This is a genomic window from Nostoc sp. ChiQUE01b (genome assembly GCF_034531255.1).
Taxonomy (GTDB): Bacteria; Cyanobacteriota; Cyanobacteriia; order Cyanobacteriales; family Nostocaceae; genus Nostoc.
Window position 1 is genome coordinate 71,731 of the sequence record NZ_JAVRBM010000029.1, and the last position, 23,394, is coordinate 95,124.

A 23,394-nucleotide genomic window follows, 5' to 3' on the forward strand; every position below is an offset into this window, starting at 1 on the left:
AGTTCTTCATGTGGCAATAACTAGTCTAAATGCCAAAATATCGAGCTAGAGCTTTGTTTACCTACATTCAGCTTTCAAAGCAACTAACTGCATTGACATACTCCACACAAATAGCGATTACTCATTTTGGCAATCTGCGGCGGTGGGAAGTGATGATTAAGAGGAATTATTTTCGGATCGGAATTTGCTATCTGCAACAATAGCTATGCAAAGTATTTCATTTCTCAATCACAAACTCTCGAAGTTTTTTCTAGATCGGGACATTCCTAACCTTTTAACAGCCTTGTATTGACTTAAATGGTGTGACATAATTGCAGTTATAAATTGCATTGAGTCGTAAATTATGTGAAAACGTAATTCATTGCAGTTGTGTAATCAAAGCCTGACAGCAAAAAAAACATAGCTACAAATCTGACTAACCTTATAATGTTAATCAGAAATTTATACAATGTGCAATTAGCGCTCTGCATATTCCCCTAGTGCTTTGTGAGTCTAGGGGATAGTCTCCGGGATAGCTTCATCCCGATCCTGCAACCTGGAATAAAAAAGGATTTTGAGTGGGTTACAGGAAACAGAAGACTATAAAAACTATAAAGGTATAAAAGCACATTGTAATTTTTGTTGAAGTAGTATTTTACCAATTAAGCAAAATTCCACTTAAACAAATATTGCTGGAGTCTGCTTGGAGATTCCAGAATGGATCTTTTTCCAGCACTGCCTAGTATCTTTAAGGGAGCATCTAGCAAGTTATTTAACGTTTGTATTATACCTCCTATAGTGTAACAAATGCAAGTGACTAAAAGAGACTTGCGGACATCATCATATTTACATACAAACATGATATTTACATAATTAGCTTACACTCCTTAGCTCTTAAATTTAGATATTTTAGGAGTTTCTTAATGTAAATTTTCTGACAAGTCACCTAATAGATGATTTTTAACAAAAAAAATATATTTCACAACCATTTATACATGAAATCTTTAAATAGCTAGGCGGCATAAGATGATGGGAGTCATAACGGCGACTATTGTTTACTTAAAGATGATATTTAAGTTGTTGGAATTAGCTGTGAGTTAAAACACATGAATGTTGTGATCGAGCACACACTATAGTTAACTACGGTAATCTTAGCATTTTTTTCCATCAAGGACATGGCAGCAATACATATTACAACTTGATAGAAGTTGAGAAATAACCATCATGTTTAAATGAGCCTATAGTTCCAAAAATGACAATAGCTCGCAAATTCGTGTTTTAAAACCGAAGATTGCGATGGGACCAAGTAAAGTAATAAATGAATAAATTAAATGGTGGTTATACAGCTAGTGCCCTGATGAAAGTGTGACACCATAGATTGGGTAAAATATACGAAATTATCCATAGCGGTTCTCAATCAGATCAGGTACATCCTCAAAGTTAAAAAATTTATATATCAAGTCCAGTTATACCTCAGTAACAGAGGAACTGCTATCAAAGCAATCAATATCACCTTGGTTGCGGTTGCGATCGGCAATGCTGTTGCTGCATATTTATTTATTGGAAAATCTACTTGATGAGAAAATTATCCCTTTGTTATGTATATATAGGGATATTTATATTTCTCTGGGCAGAGAATATTTACCCGCTTGTTTCTCCGATTTTTTAGCTTTGCCGATCGAGCAGGGCTTTAAAAAAGACTTAAGGTGAGCATCTTAGTTTTCCCTCCTCAATAAACATCAACCGATGCGCTTTTACAGGAATTTTCAGGGATTTAGATTACAAGTGAGATGAGGTAGGGAGTAGGGAGTGGGGAGTAGTATAGTTCAATTACTTGAAAAGTGCTGTAAGTTCCATAGTTCAAATCGCTAGAAAGACGCAAGAATGCGGAGATTTAATTTGAATGACGATTAGCTTAAAAGACCAGTAGGCAATTCAGTTCTTAAGTTGTGGGGCGATCGCTGAATTCTCTGCTTGGCTTGCTCTATGAAAGTAGTTTGTGTCATACTTACAGAAATCACTAATTACTAAATTTCGGTCGATTTTAAGTAGTATCTTCAGGATCGCTAGAAGTAATACAGTTAGGGCAATAAGGATTGGGGATTGAGGGAAGACTGGCGGCGTGCGAAAAATTGATGTTCCTGCAAACTTAAGATGCTTCCATATTGAAAAACATCTCTGGTTTAGTAGTACAGTGAATTGTGAAGGAGTATTTATGTCACAGTTGGAGCAAGCAGTGCCAGAAACCTTTGTAGCCAAAGGCTTAGAAACTCTCCCCAATATTTTCGAGCGAGTTGAGGCTCTGGCCAAAGATTTTGCCACCCGCGCAGGGGCACACGATAAAGATGCTTCCTTTCCCTTCGAGAATTTTACAGCTTTGCATGAGGCAGGATTGCTCAACCTCACCATTCCACGTGAATTTGGTGGTCAGGATTTGGGATTGGCAACTATCTGCCGCGTGATTGAAGGGATAGCGCGTGGTGATGCTTCGACCGCATTAGTACTGACAATGCACTATCTTCAACATGCTCATGCAGCCCGTAGCCGTCGCTGGCATCCAGAAGTATATAAGCGGCTGTGTCGTGAATCAATTGAAGGCATTGCCCTGCTGAATGCTGCCCGTGTTGAACCAGAGTTAGGAACGCCAGCTAGAGGCGGATTGCCTGCGACAATTGCCGAACGAACAGCAGAGGGCTGGCGTTTAACAGGACATAAGCAATACACCACGGGCAGTCCCATCCTCAGCTATTTTGTTGTTTGGGCACGGACAATTGAAGATGAACCACAAGTTGGTAATTTTTTAGTTCCGCGCGATCTGCCAGGTTTGCGAATTGTCGAAACCTGGGATCACTTGGGGATGAGAGCTACAGGCAGTCACGATCTCATTTTAGAGAATGTATTAATTCCTTTAGAGTATGCTCTAAATATTAACCCCATATCTGCTGCGCCATCTTTTGATCCGCTAATTTCCACTTGGGGCAGTTTGACAGTGAGTGCCTTATATCTCGGTGTTGCTAGTAGTGCGCGAGACTGGCTTGCTAAATATCTTTGGGAGCGATCGCCTTCTAATCTCCAAGAGCCACTGGCAACTCTGCCACGCTTCCAAACTGCCGTGGGTGAGATAGAAGCACTGCTATTTGCTAATAATAGATTGATTTATAGTTTGGCTGAAGATATTGACAAGGGCGAGTATGAGCCTAACGTAGGATTACAGGCACAGGCTGTTAAATACCTCACCACAACCAACTCGATTCATGCTATAGAGATTGCCTTAGAATTAACTGGTAATCCTGGTTTATTAAAAAGGAATCCTTTAGAGCGACACTACCGTGACGTTTTATGCAGCCGTATCCATACACCACAAAATGATGTTATTTGCCAGTCATTAGGGAAGTCGGTGCTGAAAATCAAGTGATCGGGCATGGGGAATGGGGAATGGGGGAAGACTTATTGCAAGTTCTCATTAGAGTCACCTTGTCTCTCCCATCTTCCCAATGCCCAATCCCCAATGCCCAATGCCCAATCCCCAATCCCCAATATTTAATATCCAGCTTGCTTATCTACAACATTCCGCAAGGGCTGACCGGTTTGGTAGCGTTGAAGATTGTCGATAAACAGTTGTGCTATACGCTCTCTCAGGCGTGGCGATAAGGCTGAACAATGGGGTGTGATAAAGGCGTAAGGCGTTCGGTAGCGACCATAAGGGACTTTCTGGCGGCAGAGGTTCGGTTGCAACAGTGTCTAATCCAGCACCCGCAATCCAGCCCTCACGTAGTGCGGTAAGCAATGCGGCTTCATCTACGATCGCACCGCAAGCAATGTTAATTAGGTAAGCAGACTGACGCATAGAGCGGAATGCAGCTTCATCGATCAAGCCTTTAGTTTCTGGGGTTAATGGAGTAGCAATAACTACATAGTCTGCGGTTGGGAGGAGCGATGCCTACGGCGGTAAACTACGCCACTCATCAGCACCCACAACTTTGTCAAAATTCGCTAGGGGTTCGGGATGGCGGCGACTACCCCAAACTGTGACTCCAAAGGCTTTGGCACGAGATGCGTTGGCGTAGCCCGCCGAAGGCATCGCTTGACCAATATTTTCAGTGCCGAGAATTAATAAAGTCGCGTCTGCCAACTCTTCGAGAAACACTCCTCTTACCCAAGTGTGTTCATCCTGCAAAGTTTGCAATTTCCGCAGATTCTTGGCGTGATAGAGCATAAATGCCAGTACAAATTCTGAAATTGGAATTGCATGAACCCCTGCACCATTGGTGAGAATAATGTCCTTTTGCAAAAAAGTTGACGTGAGGATGTGATTTACGCCAGCACTGGGTGACTGTTGCCAACGCAGCGCGGGTGCTGCTGTCAGTACTTTGTCAAGTGTAGAGGTTTTCAGGTAAAATCCATTGACATAAACTTCTGCATCACTAGCATCACCATCAAGATTACCTTCACTATCCACCTCCACGACATCTATATTAGATGGTAGGTGTGGCTCTATATCTGCAATGAGATGATCGGGTAAAATTAGTTTCACCATTTGCTAGTCTTCCATTTCATTTTTAATTTTTAAAGGGACTGGGTATTAGGGCAGAGAGGCAGAAGATTAAAAGTTAAATTCTTTACCAATGCCCAATGCCCAATGCCCAATATTTAGTATCCTGCTTTTTTATCTACTACATTTCGTAATGGTTTACCAGCTTGGTAACGGTTTAGATTGTCGATAAATAGCGCTATTGAACGCTGTTTACTTTTTGGGGAATGACCGGAAGTATGAGGTGTAATAAAGATATTAGGAAGTGACCACAAAGGACTTTCTGGTGGTAGCGGTTCTGAATTAACTGTGTCTAATGCTGCACCTGCAATCCAACCTTCTTTGAGCGCTTTTATTAATGCCGATTCATCGATGACGCCACCGCGCGCAATATTAATTAGGTAGGCATGATTTGGGAGTAATCGCAATACAGATTCATCAATAAATTCTTTGGTTTCGGGAGTTAGGGGTGTTGCAATAACTACATAATCTACCTCTGGCAGGAGCGATCGCCATTCATCAGCACCCACTACTTTATCAAAATTTGGTAGTTCCTGGGGATGACGACGACTGCCAATAATTCTTAAGCCGAAAGGTTTAGCACGGGCGGCAATTTCTTGACCGATACCACCAGCGCCAATAATTAGCAAGGTTGCATCTGTTAATTCTTGGATAGCAAAGCCTCTTTTCCAGTGACGTTCCGCCTGTAAAGCATATAATTCTGGCAGGTGTTTGGCATGAGCCAGTATATAAGTAATGACAAATTCTGCGATCGGAATTCCATGCACTCCAGCCCCATTAGTGAGGATAATATCTCTTTGCAAATAAGTTGGTGTTAGGATGTGATTCACCCCTGCATTTGGTGCATGATGCCAACGTAGTGCTGGTGCTGCTTCTAATATTTTATGCAGTATAGGACTTCTCGATAAAAACCAACTGAAATAAACTTCAGCATCGGTAGCATCTCCATCTAAATTTCCTTCTACATCTACTCGTACAATCTGTGTATTGGGTGGTAGATGTGGCTCAATGTCAGCAACCAGATCGAGCGGCAAAATGAGTTTCATTGTAGATTACCTCTTCTTTATTTATAAGGCTATCTCTGGAAATTGCCTATGTTTGATAAAAATTGAGTGCCATTTTTCCTTGACACAGATTATGATAATATTTAGTAATAAGCTGTTGAGCATACAAACTGCACTATTAAAATTATGAATTAATGACTGAAACCCTCTCCCCTGCACAAGAGCGGTCTAAACTGCAAATTAAGTGATTAACAGCTTATTTCCGGGCTGATTATTTAATCTGTAAACACATAAGCTCTAGATCAAAATATTGATTATTATATTTATACGCCTTTTTCTCTGTTCCATATATTTGAAATCCCAATGATAAATAAAGTGCTTTTGCTAAGACATTGGTTTTAACAATATCAAGTAATAATATTTCTACCGCGTTAATAGTTTTTGCTCTTTCAATTAATTCATTTAATAATATTTTACCTATACCTTTGCCCCGATATTCTTGTTGAACATACATGCTACTAATATATGCTTTATGCCGGAGTTTTATTCTTGATTCTTGGTGAAATCTGACTATCCCAATTAAATTTCTATCCTCAAAACATCCCAAAATAAAATTATTGTTATCTACTGGAATTCTATCCCGAAATTGTTCTATCGTCTTAATTACTTCTTCTTGATACGTTGTGCCAAATGAATCGGGATTTGTCTCTAAAGCTTCTAATCTCAACTGTCTATAATCTTCTGCATCATACGTTGTTAATTTTTTGACGATCATTAGATACTTGTGTATTATTTGTTTTCACTAAAGCAATATAGATTATTATATTTTAGTTTATCTAGATCGTGAATAGAGAAAAAATCACCCAGACCAGCAGAGAGGAGAGTTGGGAAATATTTTGATTGTTCATCAATAATTTTTTATTGCTATAGATAGCTGCTTTTTAAAAGTAAGTTTTAATCTCGAAGTAGCCTATTTACCGCAGCTACCTCAAGTTTAATATTGATTGGCTACAAAAAGCTTAAATTTCAACTACTCAATTGTAATAACTGGTTGTTTATCTGAGTATTTTCATTGCTCATTACTCGTTCTAAAACTGCTTCTCTGATATTGATAAACACTTCGCTACTTCTATCCCGCGGGCGTGAAAGTCTCACAGGCAAATCCATAGAAATCTTTCCTTCTTCAATCACTATCACTCGGTCTGCCAACGCCACAGCCTCTTCCACATCATGAGTAACCAAAAATGCAGTAAACCTTCGCTCTTGCCATAAGTTTTCAATCAAACCCTGCATCTCTTGGCGAGTAAGAGCATCCAATGCTCCCAAAGGTTCATCTAACAACAACAAACGGGGTTGACTGGCTAATGCTCTGGCCAATGATACCCGTTGCCGTTGTCCTCCAGACAAAACATAAGGCCACTCATCAGCTCTATCTTTGAGTCCGACTTTATTGAGTACCCACAAAGCTTTTTCACGCCAATTACCTTCTAAGCCCAACCCCACGTTCTGAACAACGCGCTTCCACGGCAGCAAGCGGGAATCTTGAAACATCACTGTTACAAAGCGGCTGAGTCTATGTAGTGGTTCTCCATCTAGTAGTATTCCACCTGAAGTTGCTCTATCTAATCCTGACACCAGACGCAATAGGGTACTCTTACCACAACCACTTCGTCCGACAATAGCGACAAACTCACCTGCTTCAACTTCTAAATTCAGCGAGTTTAAAACAGTTTTCTTACCAAAAGCTTTCGTCAAATCCAAAATACTTAGTTGTGTACCCTGTACATTTGAACTCACTTGCAAAACCTCCTTTTGAGAACAATTGGAACGGAATTATTTGATCAGACGTTGAAGAAAGCAAACCACATTGAAAATCAATAGAAGTCAAAACTTAAAATCAAGATTTTTCAACCTTTGATTTTGGTAAGTTTAGCATTTATGACTTTTGATAATTGGGGTTCCAAGCCAAGAATTTTGTTTCTAATCCTCTAGCAACAGCATCTGCTAATTTACCCAGCAGTGCATAGATTAAAATACTCAAAACTACAACATCGGTTTGCATAAATTCACGGGCATTCATTGCCATATAACCAAGACCAGAATCTGCTGCGATCGTTTCTGCTACAATTAGTGTCAGCCACATAATCCCCAAGGAAAAACGGACACCAACGAGAATTGAAGACAAAGCTCCTGGAAAAATAATTTGCCACAGAAGTTGTGGTGTTTTTAATCCATAGACTTTTCCCATTTCAATCAGTCCAGGGTCAACACTGCGAATACCATGAAATGTATTGAGATATATCGGGAAAAATACCCCCATAGAAACTAGAAATAATCTAGCTTGATCGCCAATACCAAACCAGAGAATCACTAGCGGAATTAATGCCAAATTAGGGATAGTACGGAGCATTTGCAGGGAACTATCCAATAACTTTTCTGCTACACGGGAAAAGCCATTAAGTAATCCCAAACCGAACCCAATACTGCCACCAACTATAAAACCAGATATCGCCCGCCCAGCACTAATTCCTATATGTTGGAACAGTTCTCCAGTTGAGCCAAGTTTTATCGCTGTAGCTATTACACCACTTGGGGCTGGTAAAATCCTGGTTGAAAGTAGACCAGTTCTAGAAGCAAGTTCCCAAACAATTAATACGGTAATAGGCACAATCCAAGGAACTAACTTCTGAAATTGTTGGTTTTCCCACAATTCGTTCAGAAATATTGTATTGTTATTGCTTTTGGTGTGTTTAAGGGAAATAGTCATGGAATTTTGAATTTGGGATTTTAGATTTTAGATTGTCCACAAAGATGAATCTAGAAACATCGTCCACATAATTCGTAATTTGCTTTTTAATTATGAATTACGAATTACGAACTACGAATTAGTTATGAAGCACTCGTTAGTTGTTTGGCAAATTTTGCATTGGCGAAATTATCGTCAATGGGACTCAAAACTGGTGGCGTTAAAGGTGCAGGTTCGCTCTGCAAAGGTAGACGGGGAAATAATAATTCAGCAGTGCGATACGCTTCTTCTAAATGGGGATATCCAGAAAAAACGAATGTTTCTATGCCCAAATTGCGATATTCCAGCATCCTAGCGGCAACGGTGTCAGGATCTCCAACTAAGGCCGTACCAGCACCACCCCGCACCAATCCAATTCCTGTCCACAGGTTGGGGCTAATTTCTAAGGCTTCTCGACTACCACTATGTAGTTGACTCATGCGCCGCTGTCCTTCAGAATCAGATTGAGCTAAGTCTTTCTGAGCTTTAGCGATCGCATCCTCATCGACATACTTAATTAGCTCATTGGCAGCATCCCAAGCAGCTGACTCGGTTTCTCGCACAATTACATGCAAGCGAATCCCAAAACGCACTGTTCTACCTTGTTCTGCCGCCAATTTCCTAACTTCGGCAATCTTTTGAGCCACTTGTTGTGGAGGTTCACCCCAAGTCAGGTAAACATCTATATGTTTAGCAGCAACCCTCTTAGCAGCAGCAGATGAGCCACCAAACCACAAAGGTGGATAGGGTTTTTGAACTGGTGGGAATAGAAGTTTACCACCTTTAATATTCAGGTAGTTTCCTTTAAAATCGACTGTTTCCCCACCGACGATACCCCGCCAAACTCTGAGAAATTCATCGGTTAAATCATAGCGATCGTCATGACTAAGATGCAAGCCATCCCCAGCCAGCTGCACCGGATCTCCACCTGTGACTACATTAATTAACAATCTTCCTTTAGAAATTCGGTCAAATGTTGCTGCCATCCGTGCAGCAACACCTGGGGAAGTAATTCCCGGACGAATTGCCACCAGAAACTTCATCTGCTTGGTGACAGATATAAAAGCCGCCGCCGTTATCCAAGCATCTTCACAAGAACTCCCTGTGGGTAATAGTGCGCCCGTGTAGCCTAAACTATCCACAGCTTGGGCAATTTGTTGTAAATAATCAGGTGTGACAACACGAGAACCAATATCTGTGCCTAAATAGCGTCCGTCATGAGATCCAGTAGGAATAAACCAAAGAATTTGCATTTGTATCAAGCAGGGTACAAGGATATTTTATACGGTAGATCGATCGATTTGCCGTAGTTTACAGTCAGCATTTTACAGGAAATTATTTAAAACGCCAGTATGGATTAACGATTCATAAAGAATAACTGCCTACAAGATTGACGTTTTCACGCACAATTCCAATAATCATGACACTTTTTTTGCAACAATAGCTGTCGTGAAGAATACAAGTTTTGTGTCAATTACCCATATTTTTGCGACTTGGAAGTGTTCGCTTCTGGTTTCACCAACAGAAGCCTTGCTAACTTGCACTTTTTAAGTCTGTGTTTGGATAAAGGTTATGATCGCTGATGACTGGACTCCTTAAGTACATAACAGCAGTGTGGTAACACTACGAATTTATCAAAATTAATGTGTCGGAGTACTAGTTTCCAGAACCAAAGTTTTCAAAAGTTAATTAAAGGAGAAGTTTAAGAAAGATGGGTTGGGTTACAAAAAAAGTAGGAGTATTCTGGTGTGGAACTTGAAAGCTGGTATCTTGCTACTCACACTGAGTTGTATAATTGCAACTGGTATAGCAGTATATCTTCTTGGTGGCATTGAACCAGCACAAATCCAAGCATTGCTGAAATCTTCTGGTATCTGGGCACCTATTATTTATATTGCTTTGTACGTTGTGGCAACGATGTTAGTTTTGCCCTCAACGGTGCTTAATTTGACTGGAGGTGCAATTTTTGGGCCTTGGCTGGGTACTGTCTGGACTAGTGTGGCAGCAGTGATTGCAGCAATAATTGCCTTTGTTTTTACTCGGACTATTGGACGCCAAACAGTCGCAAAACGATTAGCAGGGCGCTGGCAAGCTATGGATGCTGAAGTGCGACGTGGAGGGCTTTTTTATATGTTTGCCATCCGATTAGTACCGATCATGCCCTATGGTTTGGTCAACTTTGTCGCGGGACTGACTTCGATCAGTTTTAAAGATTATGTTTTCGGTACAACACTTGGTACTGTTCCTAGTGTCTTACCTTTTGTACTACTGGGTAGTTCTGGTTTGAAGGCAGTAAATACAGGCGATTTTTTGCCGCTAATACTTGCATTAGGCTTAACTGGAATGCTGGTAGCAGGGTCTACTTGGTACCGCCATCGTCGGACTTTTCCTAAAAAAGCTGTAGAAAGTCTTAAAGAATCAGACTCTTCAGATTACATCAATCCGAAGAATAAATAAATTATGGGAATGAGACTTGAGTCTTGCTAGGTATACTGTGAAGCAAACCTTTACGATCGCAAGCAGTCTGTTAGCTTGGCTGTTCAAAATTAAACCATATTTTTAGATGCTACCAAAGTATTCATTCATTGTTCCAATTTATAACGAAGAAGAAATTATTCCAGAACTATACCGCAGACTGAGTGCAGTAATGAATCGGATGGATGGGCTTGTCGAATTAATTTTCATCAATGATGGTAGCCGCGATCGCTCCCTACAATTAGTACGAGACCTTCATCAAAAAGACCCGCGCATTTGCTATCTAAGTTTTGCTCGTAACTTTGGTCATCAAATAGCAGTTACTGCTGGTCTCAATTTTGTCCGGGGTCAAGTTATCGTCATCCTTGATGCTGACCTCCAAGATCCACCAGAACTAATTCCCGATATGGTTGAAAAATGGCGACAGGGATATCAGGTCGTCTACGCTCAACGCACTCAACGCCTTAAAGAAGGATGGTTTAAGCGTTTTACTGCCTATTTCTTTTATCGTATCCTTAAGAAGCTGGCAGATGTAGAGATTCCTACTGATACTGGTGATTTTTGTCTAATGGATCGGCAGATCGTAGATATTCTCAATTCTATGCCAGAACGTACCCGCTATATTCGTGGCCTGCGTTCTTGGGTTGGCTTTCAGCAAACAGCAATTCGGTTCGAGCGCAACCCCCGCTTTGCAGGGGAAGTTAAATACACTTTTAGGAAATCCTTAGCCCTTGCTATCAATGGTTTAGTGTCTTTTTCAATAGTGCCACTGCGGTTATCAACTTACTTAGGGTTAGTAGCGGCGGCGGCAGCTATCTTCATGGCTTTATTAGTCTTGTATTGGCGTCTTTTTGTCCCCCATTCGCCTTTAACCGGGTTTACGATTATTTTGATGGCAATTTTCTTCCTCGGATCTGTGCAGTTAGTCAGTGTTGGCATCTTAGGCGAATATATAGGGCGGATCTATGAAGAAGTTAAAGCCAGGCCCCTCTATACTTTGGCAGAGGTAGGTGGTTTTGAGCGCAAATCCTCTAACTCAACGAGTAATTCTGACAAACTAGATAATTTAGAAGATCCTAAAAAGCCCTCACCCTAAATCTCTCTCCCAAGCTTGGGAGAAGACCGCACTGCCTCACCATTCCAAATCAACGAAACGCTTACGCTGTCTACCTATTTGAATTTTGACATGCGTGAATTTTGAATTTTGAATTCCGCCTTGCGGTACTAGGTCTTGCATTGTACCAAGCTCTATGCAAAGATAATCATACTAAAGTACGGTAAATCGATAGAATTATCGTAATTAAATAGTGATTGATGCTGTCAAAATATAGCTGATTACAAAATAGTGTTTTCAACTAATGTTAATTGGCAAATAATCACTTGAATAGAAATCAAGCTTTCGTCAATGTCAGTAGCCATTGATGAACTTTGTACAGCATAACTAAAAAAAACGGACTTTAGGATGTCTCAGAAGTATCAGTTCATCTAGTGTGTGGTTGAGTTCCCCTTAAAAGTAGAGAAGTCTTTACTAAGGCAGTGATTGTCTCATTTCAGACGTTTTTAGGATTATTTTTAAGCATCAAAATGCTAGTTTATCGCAAATTTTTGATTGGACATTCAACTACTTAGTACTGGCTTCGATATTTATCAGAATTTTGTACTTTTTTAGGAGCTAAATCTTTGGTATATCTATGTTCTAATTTTTTTATATAAATATTATAACAATGATTTACCTGGGTTTTTCTGTCTATTTAAGGGCTAATTTATTCATCTTTAAGGTTGAGGAGTTAAGGAGTCATGTCAAATTTTCGCTGGAATTATAGATCCATAGTGTTCCTGCTTTCGTTGTTAGATATTCTAGCTATCCTAGTTTTTCATCCAGCCAAAAGTCAGGCTGAACTACCTAAATCTGATGTATCTACTATTGAAGTACAAGAGAACAAAGCTCCAGAAGCAGTTGTCAATCAAACAGTAGACACTTCAATTCCACCAGCCACTCTTAAAAAAGCTCCAAACGATCTCCGAGATCGAGTCACACCTGTCTCGCAATTGTTGCAAGTTGCACCGCCAGCTAACAAAAAAGCTCCAAATAATGCAGCAGGACAAGTAACATCCGTCTCGCAACTATCAGATATTAAGCCGACAGATTGGGCATTTCAAGCATTACAGTCTCTAGTTGAGCGCTATGGTGTAATTGCAGGATATACAGATGGTACATTTAAAGGCGATCGCTCCTTAACGCGCTATGAATTTGCAGCTGGATTGAATGCAGCTTTAGATCGCCTCAATGAACTAATAGCGACTTCGACAACAGATTTAGTCAAACGCGAAGACTTGGATACCATCAAAAAACTACAAGAACAATTTTCTCCAGAACTCGCTCAACTTCGGGGACGCTTAGATAGCTTGGAAGTACGAAATGCGAAGTTAGAATCAACTCAGTTTACGACCACAACCAAACTTATAGGTCGATCTCAGATTGTCCTTGGCGAACTTATAGCAGGCAATAACGTCGTCAGCAAGAGACCAGCACCTAACAATGTCACACTTCAAGGCTCAACTTCTTTACGGTTAAACACCAGTTTTAATGGTAAAGATTCACTAGGTATAACAATAGGAGGTGGAAATATTGAATCATTGGGACAAACACCATCTGGGATAAATCCAACAGGTGGATTATTGGGAACTTATGAGGGGAGAACTGCTGATAACTCCAATATTAGTTTTGCACGCAATACTATTATTCTTAGTGGTGTTCGCTATCGGTTTCTACCTTTTCCAAATACCCAAGTCAACATTTATCCCTTGTCCGATGGAGCTAGTGAGATAGGGCTTTCTGGCCCCATTAACCCATATTTTGAATCGTCTTCTGCGACTGGTGCTAATGGGATTTCACGATTTTCACGGCGGTCTTTGGTTTATAACTATGGAGATAGCGGCCCCGGAATTGCCATACTCCAGGGATTAGGCAAACAGCTTCAACTTGGGATAGCGTACAGCGCACCAAACGGTGGTAATCCCACACTTAATAATGGCTTATTTACAGGCAGGTATTTAGCTTTAGCACAGTTAATATACTACTCCGGTAATAGGAATTTTCGGGTGGCTGCAACTTATGTTAATACCTATAGCCCACCAAGGACACTAGGTTTTAGTGGGACAAATTTCGGTCCAGCAGTCGGGAGTAACTTGGTAAACAGCACCGTGGATGGAGTAGCAACTCTAGGCAATCTTTATGGTCTACAGGCGTTCTATCAAGTTAATTCCAAGTTGGCAATCAATGCGTGGGTAAGTTATGGGATACACCGCTATTTGGGACGCGGAGATGGTAGTGCAATGGATTGGGCGGTAGGACTAGCATTCCCGGATCTTTTTAAGGAAGGTGCTTTAGGAGGGCTTTTAGTTGGTATGGAGCCGAAACTCACTAGGCTCAGTCAGAATGTAAATTTGGGAGCAGGTGCAGGACAAGCGGACAAAGATACTTCCCTGCACGTTGAGGCATTCTACCAATATAAAATCGGAGATCATATTGAGGTTACGCCCGGTTTGATCTGGATTACTGCACCGAATTCGGATGCCAGCAATCCTGATAGTTTATTTGCTTGGGTTCGTACTGTCTTTAGGTTTTAACCGAATGGCACTCCCCGGACTGATTGAAGAAGAATTCAGAAGTTGATAAAAATTTTTACATTCGTTTAATTAAAAGTCCGGGGATTCTTGAGTCTTAAGGGAGCGATGCTCTTAACCTGGGAACGAGACAATCTGCTAAAAGCTGGTTCTCAGCTGGCTTTCACGTTAAGTTGACACCGATGACAGCTGTGTACCCCTACTTAATATATGTATTTTTACGACAAGCTGAGTGTAACTTCTGACGAAGAAGCTGCTAGAGCGATCGCTAATGGTAAAATTCGATGTTCCTGAATTTGAATCCTGGCGTGGAGTGTTTCTGCTGTATCATCTGGCAGCACTGGTACTGCGGCTTGCATTAATATTGGACCGCTATCCATTTCTAAGCAAGCTATATGCACTGTACAACCAGTGATTTTTACCCCAGATGCCAAGGCTTGTTCTACAGCATGGATTCCCTTGAAACTAGGTAACAAACTAGGATGGATATTAATAATCCTCTCAGGAAAGGCATCAATGAAAACTGACGTTAATAGTCGCATCCACCCTGCCAAAATCACCCATTCTACATCGTAGTGCCGCAATGTCTGCACAATTTTTTCATCAAACTCTTCTCGATTTTGATAGTTGCGGTGATTTAATAAGACAGTTTCTACACCTCTATTAGCTGCTCTGACGGCTGCTTTCGCCGAGGGATTATTGTAAATTAAAACTTGAATTTGGGCATTTAGCCGCCGATCTTGGATAGCTTGAGCAACTACATCAAAATTGCTGCCATTCCCAGAAGCCATAATTGCCAGTTTTAAAGGGGCGAATTGTTGGCAAATATCGGTAGTGCTAGGAGAAACCAAGCTCAGGGTAGAATCAGGGCACAGGATCATAACAGCTAAGAGGAAAAATTATAGATGCCAAAAATATATACTAAGTCGTGGGTAAAGATTTAGCTCATATAGCAGTCCTAAATCATTTGTGAAATATTTTTGGAGTTGGCTGTCATTTGGACTTTGTAACTTTTTTCTAATTCACATTAGGCGTAAGTGATAAATTTTAAACCTAAGAAGAGAGCCGCAACAGTTCCCGCAACCGAAATTTCACCTTGAATAATTTTATCTAAAACTGATTCTACAGGAATAAATACAACTTCAATTTCTTCTGTAATATCTAAGTTCTGCTCTCCAACTTTACTCACATTTTCTGCTACAAATAGATGTATTTGATTAGTATCTTTACTCGGCTTATCGTATAGAGTTGCGATTTTTCTAAATTCTTGGGGAATATAACCAGTTTCTTCTGTCAGTTCTCTAATTGCTGCTACTTCTGCACTCTCTTTTGTGGGATCGAAATTACCTGCTGGCAGTTCTAAGAAAAATTCACCTATTGCATGTCTGTATTGCCGGACAAAAATTATCTCTTTGCTACTAGTAATAGGTAAAATCATCGCAACGTCTGGCTTAATACTGACAAAATAATCATCTATAATTTTACCATTAGGTAATTCTATTTCATCTTGCCTTACCTGACACCAAGGGTGATCTAAAACCATTTTTGATTTCAAAGTCTTCCATTTTTTTAAGTTATCCATAAACTAAGTAACAAATAAAATTATGTATAGCAATCCGATTTGATTTCTGAATTACTCGTAGAGACCAGGGACCAGGGACTGGGGACTGGGGATTGGGGACTGGGGACTGGGGACTGGGAAGAAGGAATAAAAGTGTACTGAGTTTTTTCAAAAATCAAATATGAGTCCTATATAAAAACTTTAGTAACTAAGCAATGAATGTAAAAAAGTATAACAGATGCATCCGATAATCTAAACTTTGAACTTACACTGGCTTTTGCATAACATAATATGCAGAATAAATATGCAAATAAATGTAAATTTATTTACAGTAAACAAGAGATTTCCGTTGACCATTAGTCGTGGCACAACGGCACAGACAACGAATGTGTGGGTGAGGATCTCACATGATGGGATCGAAGGTTGGGGGGAAGCATCACCATTTGGTGTCGGTAATCATCGGCAATCAACTGATGGAATCAAAAATGCCCTAGAGCAAGTTGTGCCTCTGTTACAAACATTCAGCCCCTTACAACGTCAAGAAATTGAGCAAGTTTTAACACAAAACCAGGTTCCTTCTGCTGCAAGAGCTGCCTTAGATATGGCTATCCACGACTGGTTGGGTAAGCGCGTAGGTTTACCCTTGTGGCAACTTTGGGGACTCGATCGCAATCAAATAGTCCCGACTTCAGTCACAATTGGGATTAATTCACCTGAAGGCGCTAGGGCGAGAGCGCGAGACTGGTTAAAATTTACTGATGTCCGTCTTTTTAAGGTGAAGCTAGGTAGTCCAGATGGCATAGATGCAGATCAAAAAATGCTCTTAGCAGTGCGAGAAGAAGCACCATTACTAGAATTTTTTGTTGATGCCAACGGCGGTTGGAGTTTAGAAGATGCGATCGCCATGTGCAATTGGCTGGCTGATTTAGGTATAAAGTATGTAGAACAGCCATTGCCACGAGGACAGGAACCAAGTTTAGCAAAACTCAAAGAACACTCTCCCCTCCCCATTTTTGTCGATGAAAGTTGTTTCACCAGCGCCGATATTCCCGATTTGGCAAATTACGTGGATGGCATTAATATCAAACTAATGAAATCAGGGGGGCTAACAGAGGCAATGCGAATGGTACATACAGCACGAGCATATCGGTTGCAAGTAATGTTCGGTTGCTATTCTGACAGTTCGCTAGCTAATACAGCAGCATTACAGCTGGCGCCACTAGCTGATTATTTAGATTTAGACAGTCACCTTAACTTAATTGATGACCCTTTTACGGGTGCATTGCTAAAAGAAGGAAAAGTTTTGCCAAACGATTTACCAGGTTTGGGAGTACAACACAGTGCGTCTACCACTTAATCAACGAGTAGCTATCTTGCTACATGAAGGGACTATTGGGACTCACGGCAAAACAGGGTTAGGAATTTTACGTTACAGTGAAGCCCCAATCGTAGCCGTAATTGATCGCGAGTGTGCTGGTAAATCCCTACCAGAATTAACAGGTATCAAGCGTGATATGCCGATTGTGGCATCGGTAGCCGCAGCCCTAGAGTACAAACCAGAAGTTTTGGTAATTGGTATTGCTCCAGGAGGTGGTGCTGTACCAGATAATTACTGGCTGGAAATCAAAGACGCTTTAGAAGCGGGAATGTCTTTAGTGAATGGTTTACATACACCAATGGCAAGTATCCCAGAATTAAATGCACTGCTCAAACCAGGGCAACTAATTTGGGATGTCCGCAAAGAGCCAGCTAATATTAGTGTTGCTAGTGGAATGGCACGTACCCTTCCGTGTCGGCGGGTATTGACAGTGGGAACCGACATGGCAATTGGTAAAATGTCAACTAGTCTAGAGTTACATTGGGCGTCAAAACTGCGGGGCTGGCGTTCTAAATTCCTCGCCACAGGGCAAACTGGGGTGATGTTAGAAGGAGACGGCGTGGCTTTAGATGCCGTGCGGGTAGACTTTGCCGCTGGTGCTGTGGAACAGATTGTTATGCGCTATGGCAAAAACTACGACATCTTGCATATTGAAGGACAAGGTTCACTGCTACACCCTGGTTCAACGGCAACTCTACCCCTAATCCGTGGTTCGCAACCAACCCAACTGCTGTTAGTACATCGGGCGGGACAAGTTCATGTACGCAATCATCCCCATGTCATAATTCCACCTTTACCAGAGGTGATTCGGCTTTATGAAACTGTTGCTAATGCTGGTGGTGCTTTTGGAAGTGTTTCTGTAGTGGGTATAGCACTGAACACAGCCCATTTAGATGAATCTGCGGCTCAGGAAAGCATCGCTCAAACAATAGCAGAAACGGGACTACCTTGCACCGATGTAGTTCGCTTTGATGCCAATGTGCTTTTAGATGCGGTGATGAATAATTAGTTGCTGTAGAATGCTTTAACCCTGACCAGTTTTGAATTTTAAATTCCCTGAACGCAAACAGCGTCTCTAAGAGTTGGGCTGAGTGCTACGCTAAACTTATAGCAATGAGACACTTGTTGCCATGTCTGTCGCCCAAGATTTAGAATCCCCAGAAAATGTTATATTTCCCCCAGGGGATTTATATAGTGACGAACCGCCTTTGGAAACTGACTTGCATCGGTTGCAAATGACACTGCTCATCCAATGTTTGGAGTGGCTGTGGCAAAATCGCAAAGATTTTTATGCATCGGGTAATCTTACCATTTACTACAGTCCACGCCAGCGCAAATCAGAAAATTTCCGGGGGCCAGATTTTTTTGTGGTACTGGGGACTGAACGCAAACCCCGTAAAAGTTGGGTTGTCTGGGAAGAAGATGGCAAATATCCCAATGTAATTATAGAAATTATCTCGGATAGCACAGGCGACACTGATAAAGGCTTAAAAAAACAAATTTACCAAGATATATTTCGCACACCAGATTACTTCTGGTTTGACCCAGAAACGTTAGAATTTTCAGGGTTCCATTTGGTGGATGGTGAATATCAACCGCTAGAACAAAATCCCCAAGGCTGGTTATGGAGTCAACAGCTAGGTTTATATTTAGGGGTTGTTCAAGAAAAATTACGCTTTTACACTGGTGAAGGAGAACTGATTCCCACACCGGAAGAAGTGGCACAACACCAGAAACAACGTAGCGATCGCTTGGCAGCAAAACTGCGAGAATTAGATATAGATCCAGATACCATTTAACTTCCACGCTGTCTTGCTTGTGCCTGTTGGCTCAAATGCTATGGATCTTCAGGAAAAACCCATTTTGGCGGTTCCGTCATTTTTTTTTGCAGACGTTCTTGTGCCAACTCCAGCATTTTCTCTAAGGGAGTATCTTCAATAAATTTTCTGGTAGCGTCTAAGTGTGAATAAGATCGCTTGTTTTTTAGGAAAGTAGGTAGTAATCTTAAAAGTGTTCGCTCATAACTTAACAGTTAAATAAATAGCAACTTACCTCCAATCATCTCTTAATTCAGCAACACCCTGATCACTATGCTATCGGCGCTTCATTCTCTCTGGCACTGGCTAAAAGTGGGTAGTCCGAGCCTACTTATCATTTCCCTCGGTTTGATATCGCATCCTACGGAAGCTTGGGCTTGGAAGCCGACTACCCATGTCTACCTTGGCAAACAGGCTCTTGATGATGCCTTAGACGACGGCAAAATCACGATTCCTCGGGTGAACTATGATAATGGGCAAATTATTGGAGAAGTCGGTACCTACCAAGTCGATCCCAGCATTCTTGCCGCCCTCCGCAGCTATGCCCCCCAATACCGTGCTGGAATTTTGGGGCCCGATGCCTATCCCGACATCTTAACTGGGCAGCAAGTGATACACCCATCCTCGTCAGATACAGGAATTACTGGGGGGTCGGATGCTTGGCTGACCTATCTATGGAACCGCGCAAACGTCACTAATACCGCAGCAGTTCGGGCGTTTACGGTGGGCTACCTCACCCATGCAGCTGGGGATATGTACGGCCATACCTTTATCAATAATTTCTCGGGCGGCTCCTTTGCCATCACGCCACCCGCAGGGCCTGCCAATGCAGTGAAGCACATCGTTCTAGAGGGCTATGTTGATAAACGTATAGATGCCAGTGCCCTGGACGCCAATTTTTTTAATGTCAGCATTAGTGGTGTTGACGACTTTATTTACCAAAACATGGTCGATGCTCGACCAGGAACATCTCTAAATAGTCAGCTACTGCGAGCTGGAGGTAATGGCACAGACTTATCCATTCCTCGGATTTATTCGACCTTGCGGGCTAATCTCCAGCGCGATATCGATGCTTACTATGCCAAAAAAGCGGACTATGATCGCCGCGCCAACGCCTGTCGCCCCTTGGACTTTAGTTGTAGCCGAGTGGCCATCCTAGCTCAAAAAGCGGCCTACGTCGCCGCTAATGGGATTCAAGTCACCTACAAAGAAGCATGGCGGGATGACATTGACAGTGGTCTTCGGGCTTGGCCTGGGGTTAGCCATGAGGTGGCAAAGGCACTGTTTTTTAACCCCGGTCGATCAGCAGACACTCAACGGGCGGAAGATGTGTTGCAGCAATATGTCACGGATCATTTGCTGTCAATGTCAGGAGCTCCTGATTTTGTCGGTCTGACTGTTGGTGTAGTCAGCAATATTATCAGCGCGATTACACCAGACTTTCTCCTCGAACCGATCCGTAAACTGAAGGAAGATCTGCTGAATACGTTGCTAAAGTCTGCGATCGGCATGACCAAGCAGGAGCTGAAGGAATACCTCACAAGCCCGGACAAATACTTCAATCAGGTGTTGGGTATTGGAGCCGGCGAAAATACCAGCTTGCAACGCTTCAACGCCGATTACCTGAAGATCAACGATCCGGGCTACACCAACCCCAGCGAATACTTCAATCCCAATGTGGTGCCTGCGGCCTACAACACGATCGTTATGAGCAAACTGATTCTGCTAAGTCAAAGTGAAGTGAATCGTCTACTGAGCGATCTGGGAAGTTCTGTGCGTCTCCAACAGCCGAATGTCATGCTGGGGTTTATTAACAGCCTGGATGGCGACAATCAGTGGTCGAATGGCATGGTCTTTGCCCAAGATTGCAACGCCTATCGCCAGATATTTACGAAACAGCCTGGTGAAAAAAATTCCTCAAGATGCAAGATTTAGAGGATGTTTTAAAAGTCGAAGGTAGTAAAAATTAAGCCAGTCGTCTGACCATAATACGAATCATCACTATATAACTCCCGGTTCGCTTATTAAAAATCGAGTTAGAAAAAGCTGAAGGATTTTATCAGAGTTTTCGAGTATGGTAAAAATGTGCTGAACGAAAGACTCTATCGAATACTACGATTGCACCAAGTGGCTGCTGTAGGCGATCGCTAGTTTTGCCAATTTAGAAAAAAAGAGCAAAGCTAAGTATACCAAAAGACATATTCCTAACAACAAGTAAATGAGTATATGTTCGGTATTATGGCAACAGCACCCATAATCACAAACGAACGAGTCGATGATATCCCTGTACTGCTAAGGGTTATTCCAATGGGTCATAGTAAAGACCACCGTCCGGACTTGGCACAGGTCAAAATAATGTTATCAACATTAGATCCTTTGGGAATGCCAATTGCAGCTGAAATATTATCAGGAGAAAAAGCCGACGACCCATTATATGTTCCAGCAATTCAAAGAGTTTTTTCTTCTAACTCCCGAAAAAATAGGCGAACCGGGAGTTATAAGCTATGATTTTTACTCCTCATTCTTAATAAAGGGCGCTCATGTCAGAACTCTTTGCTACTACTGGAACTATAGCCGCGATCGCCACTGCTGTTGTCCCCCAACAGGGTAGTGTTGGCATTGTGCGGGTGTCCGGTTCTCAAGTAATGGCAATCGCCCAAAGTCTCTTTCATGCACCAGGGCGACAAGTTTGGGAAAGTCACCGGATTCTCTACGGTTACATTCGCCATCCCCAGACGCAACAAATAGTGGATGAAGCCTTGTTGCTGATTATGAAAGCACCCCGTTCTTACACCCGTGAAGATGTAGTGGAATTTCATTGCCACGGGGGAATTATGGCAGTGCAGCAGGTATTACAACTGTGTTTGGAAAATGGAGCCAGACTAGCGCAACCTGGAGAATTTACCCTCCGCGCCTTTTTGAATGGACGATTGGATTTAACTCAAGCCGAAGGTATTGCCGATTTAGTCGGAGCTAAATCGCCCCAAGCTGCTCAAAGTGCCTTAGCTGGTTTACAAGGAAAATTAGCTGATCCGATTCGGCAGTTACGCGCTAACTGTTTGGATATTTTGGCAGAAATCGAAGCTCGGATTGATTTTGAGGAAGACCTGCCGCCGTTGGATGATAAAGCAATCATATCAGCAATCGATAAAATTGCCGCAGAAATAACTAGGTTATTGGCAACCAAAGATCAAGGTGAGTTGCTACGCACTGGTTTAAAAGTGGCAATTGTTGGGCGTCCAAATGTGGGTAAGTCGAGTTTATTGAACGCTTGGAGTCGGAGCGATCGCGCCATTGTGACTGATTTACCCGGTACAACCCGCGATGTGGTAGAATCTCAGTTAGTTGTTGGGGGAATTCCCGTACAAGTGCTAGATACAGCCGGGATTCGGGAAACAACAGACCAAGTGGAAAAAATTGGCGTCGAGCGATCGCGTCGTGCCGCCAATGCAGCTGATTTAGTTTTGCTTACCATCGATGCTTCCGCAGGTTGGACAGAAGGCGATGAAGAAATTTACCAACAGGTGCAACATCGTCCGTTGATTATAGTTATTAACAAAATAGATTTAGTAGAAGAAAGCGATCGGGAAAACCTTCAATCCAAAATTCCAGTTGCGCTAGAAATGCACCAAATGTGCGACCCAAAATCTACAATTGTCACAGCCGCAGCCCAAAATCAAGGTATTGATGCTTTAGAAACAGCAATTTTAGAGATAGTTCAATCGGGAAAAGTGCAAGCGGCTGATATGGATTTAGCCATAAACCAAAGGCAGGCAGCAGCCTTAACTCAAGCTAAAATATCTTTGGAACAAGTACAAGCAACAATTGTTCAGCAGTTACCTCTTGATTTTTGGACAATTGACTTACGGGGTGTGATTCAAGCTTTGGGAGAAATTACCGGAGAAGAAGTAACAGAATCAGTTTTAGAGAGGATTTTTAGTAAGTTCTGTATCGGGAAATAAACAGTAAAATTGCCAAATTTAAAAGGAAGTAGCAACCTGCAATATGTGAATTTCTGAAGGAGTTGTTAATTCGCCAACAACATCATTTATTTCGGGGCTTGTACCTTTTTCTTTCTGGTCAGCAATTACGGGAGCTATATCAACAAGTGCGGGAGCCATATCAACAAGTGCGGGAGCCATATCAACAAGTGCAGGAGCCATATCAACAAGTGCGGGAGCTATATCAACAAGTGCGGGAGCTATATCAACAAGTG

General features: G+C 41.9%; 20 protein-coding genes and 1 pseudogene. 11 read left to right on the top strand and 10 right to left on the bottom strand.

From position 1 onward, the window contains the following. Window positions 1–29: 29 nt before the first annotated feature. Both RMY63_RS19665 and RMY63_RS19670 read left to right on the top strand, forming a co-directional pair. Window positions 30–203: a hypothetical protein gene (locus RMY63_RS19665; RefSeq protein ID WP_322730314.1), complete on the top strand. Its 174-nt coding sequence runs from the start codon at window positions 30–32 to the stop codon at window positions 201–203. 1,991 nt (window positions 204–2,194) lie between these two features. Continuing rightward, window positions 2,195–3,394, top strand: coding sequence for an acyl-CoA dehydrogenase family protein (locus RMY63_RS19670; protein ID WP_322730315.1), 1,200 nt, complete (start codon window positions 2,195–2,197; stop codon window positions 3,392–3,394). A gap of 125 nt (window positions 3,395–3,519) precedes the next feature. Here the strand turns inward: RMY63_RS19670 and RMY63_RS19675 are convergent. From RMY63_RS19675 to ssuD, 6 genes and pseudogenes are all read right to left on the bottom strand, one after another. Continuing rightward, window positions 3,520–4,516, bottom strand: a pseudogene (locus RMY63_RS19675) (D-2-hydroxyacid dehydrogenase). A gap of 113 nt (window positions 4,517–4,629) precedes the next feature. Beyond that, the gene (locus RMY63_RS19680) at window positions 4,630–5,577 is read right to left on the bottom strand and encodes a D-2-hydroxyacid dehydrogenase (RefSeq protein WP_322730316.1); all 948 of its coding nucleotides are present in this window, start codon (window positions 5,575–5,577) and stop codon (window positions 4,630–4,632) included. Between the two features lie 229 nt (window positions 5,578–5,806). Continuing rightward, on the bottom strand, window positions 5,807–6,310 hold the full coding sequence (locus RMY63_RS19685) for a GNAT family N-acetyltransferase (protein ID WP_322730317.1): 504 nt from the start codon (window positions 6,308–6,310) through the stop codon (window positions 5,807–5,809). Window positions 6,311–6,561: 251 nt separating this feature from the next. Then, window positions 6,562–7,332, bottom strand: a complete 771-nt coding sequence (locus RMY63_RS19690; protein ID WP_322730318.1) for an ATP-binding cassette domain-containing protein — start codon at window positions 7,330–7,332, stop codon at window positions 6,562–6,564. 139 nt (window positions 7,333–7,471) lie between these two features. After that, a complete protein-coding gene (gene ssuC / locus RMY63_RS19695; RefSeq protein WP_322730319.1) occupies window positions 7,472–8,302 on the bottom strand; it encodes an aliphatic sulfonate ABC transporter permease SsuC in 831 nt (276 codons plus the stop codon). A gap of 122 nt (window positions 8,303–8,424) precedes the next feature. Then, a complete protein-coding gene (ssuD, locus tag RMY63_RS19700) occupies window positions 8,425–9,573 on the bottom strand; it encodes an FMNH2-dependent alkanesulfonate monooxygenase (protein ID WP_322730320.1) in 1,149 nt (382 codons plus the stop codon). A gap of 493 nt (window positions 9,574–10,066) precedes the next feature. Between ssuD and RMY63_RS19705 the strand changes: the two genes are divergently transcribed. The 3 genes from RMY63_RS19705 to RMY63_RS19715 all read left to right on the top strand — a co-directional run bounded on the left by RMY63_RS19705 (window position 10,067) and on the right by RMY63_RS19715 (window position 14,425). Then, window positions 10,067–10,777, top strand: a complete 711-nt coding sequence (locus RMY63_RS19705; protein WP_322730321.1) for a TVP38/TMEM64 family protein — start codon at window positions 10,067–10,069, stop codon at window positions 10,775–10,777. Window positions 10,778–10,883: 106 nt separating this feature from the next. After that, a complete protein-coding gene (locus RMY63_RS19710) occupies window positions 10,884–11,891 on the top strand; it encodes a glycosyltransferase family 2 protein (RefSeq protein ID WP_322730322.1) in 1,008 nt (335 codons plus the stop codon). A gap of 701 nt (window positions 11,892–12,592) precedes the next feature. Further along, window positions 12,593–14,425 carry an iron uptake porin gene (locus RMY63_RS19715; RefSeq protein ID WP_322730323.1) on the top strand — a complete coding sequence of 611 codons (1,833 nt, stop codon included), beginning with the start codon at window positions 12,593–12,595 and terminating at the stop codon, window positions 14,423–14,425. A 215-nt stretch (window positions 14,426–14,640) separates the two neighbouring features. Here the strand turns inward: RMY63_RS19715 and purN are convergent, their stop codons facing one another. Together purN and RMY63_RS19725 are read right to left on the bottom strand one after the other, a co-directional pair. Then, window positions 14,641–15,303, bottom strand: coding sequence for a phosphoribosylglycinamide formyltransferase (gene purN / locus RMY63_RS19720; RefSeq protein ID WP_322730324.1), 663 nt, complete (start codon window positions 15,301–15,303; stop codon window positions 14,641–14,643). 146 nt (window positions 15,304–15,449) lie between these two features. Then, entirely contained in the window at window positions 15,450–16,004 is a 555-nt protein-coding gene (locus RMY63_RS19725) for an NUDIX hydrolase (RefSeq protein ID WP_322730325.1), read from the bottom strand. Window positions 16,005–16,287: 283 nt separating this feature from the next. Here RMY63_RS19725 and RMY63_RS19730 point away from each other — a divergent pair, with 283 nt between their 5' ends. The 3 genes from RMY63_RS19730 (at window position 16,288) to RMY63_RS19740 (ending at window position 19,160) form a co-directional block, all read left to right on the top strand. Further along, the gene (locus tag RMY63_RS19730) at window positions 16,288–17,340 is read left to right on the top strand and encodes a dipeptide epimerase (protein WP_322730326.1); all 1,053 of its coding nucleotides are present in this window, start codon (window positions 16,288–16,290) and stop codon (window positions 17,338–17,340) included. Next, window positions 17,324–18,370 carry a DUF1611 domain-containing protein gene (locus RMY63_RS19735; protein ID WP_322730327.1) on the top strand — a complete coding sequence of 349 codons (1,047 nt, stop codon included), beginning with the start codon at window positions 17,324–17,326 and terminating at the stop codon, window positions 18,368–18,370. Before RMY63_RS19730 ends, RMY63_RS19735 begins: the two co-directional genes overlap by 17 nt. 121 nt (window positions 18,371–18,491) lie before the next feature. Continuing rightward, the gene (locus RMY63_RS19740; RefSeq protein ID WP_322730328.1) at window positions 18,492–19,160 is read left to right on the top strand and encodes a Uma2 family endonuclease; all 669 of its coding nucleotides are present in this window, start codon (window positions 18,492–18,494) and stop codon (window positions 19,158–19,160) included. 38 nt (window positions 19,161–19,198) lie between these two features. On the opposite strand, the gene RMY63_RS19745 is transcribed toward RMY63_RS19740, so the two are convergent. After that, complete coding sequence (locus RMY63_RS19745; protein WP_322730335.1) at window positions 19,199–19,393, bottom strand: hypothetical protein; 195 nt, start codon at window positions 19,391–19,393, stop codon at window positions 19,199–19,201. Between the two features lie 58 nt (window positions 19,394–19,451). Between RMY63_RS19745 and RMY63_RS19750 the strand changes: the two genes are divergently transcribed. From RMY63_RS19750 to mnmE, 3 genes are all read left to right on the top strand, one after another. Beyond that, complete coding sequence (locus tag RMY63_RS19750) at window positions 19,452–21,113, top strand: hypothetical protein (RefSeq protein WP_322730329.1); 1,662 nt, start codon at window positions 19,452–19,454, stop codon at window positions 21,111–21,113. Window positions 21,114–21,416: 303 nt separating this feature from the next. Next, window positions 21,417–21,686 (top strand): hypothetical protein, encoded by a 270-nt coding sequence (locus RMY63_RS19755; RefSeq protein WP_322730330.1) that lies wholly within the window; start codon window positions 21,417–21,419, stop codon window positions 21,684–21,686. 32 nt (window positions 21,687–21,718) lie between these two features. Next, entirely contained in the window at window positions 21,719–23,140 is a 1,422-nt protein-coding gene (mnmE, locus tag RMY63_RS19760) for a tRNA uridine-5-carboxymethylaminomethyl(34) synthesis GTPase MnmE (RefSeq protein ID WP_322730331.1), read from the top strand. Between the two features lie 18 nt (window positions 23,141–23,158). Here the strand turns inward: mnmE and RMY63_RS19765 are convergent. Continuing rightward, a partial coding sequence (locus RMY63_RS19765) for a hypothetical protein (RefSeq protein ID WP_322730332.1) occupies window positions 23,159–23,394 on the bottom strand: 236 nt, incomplete at its 5' end.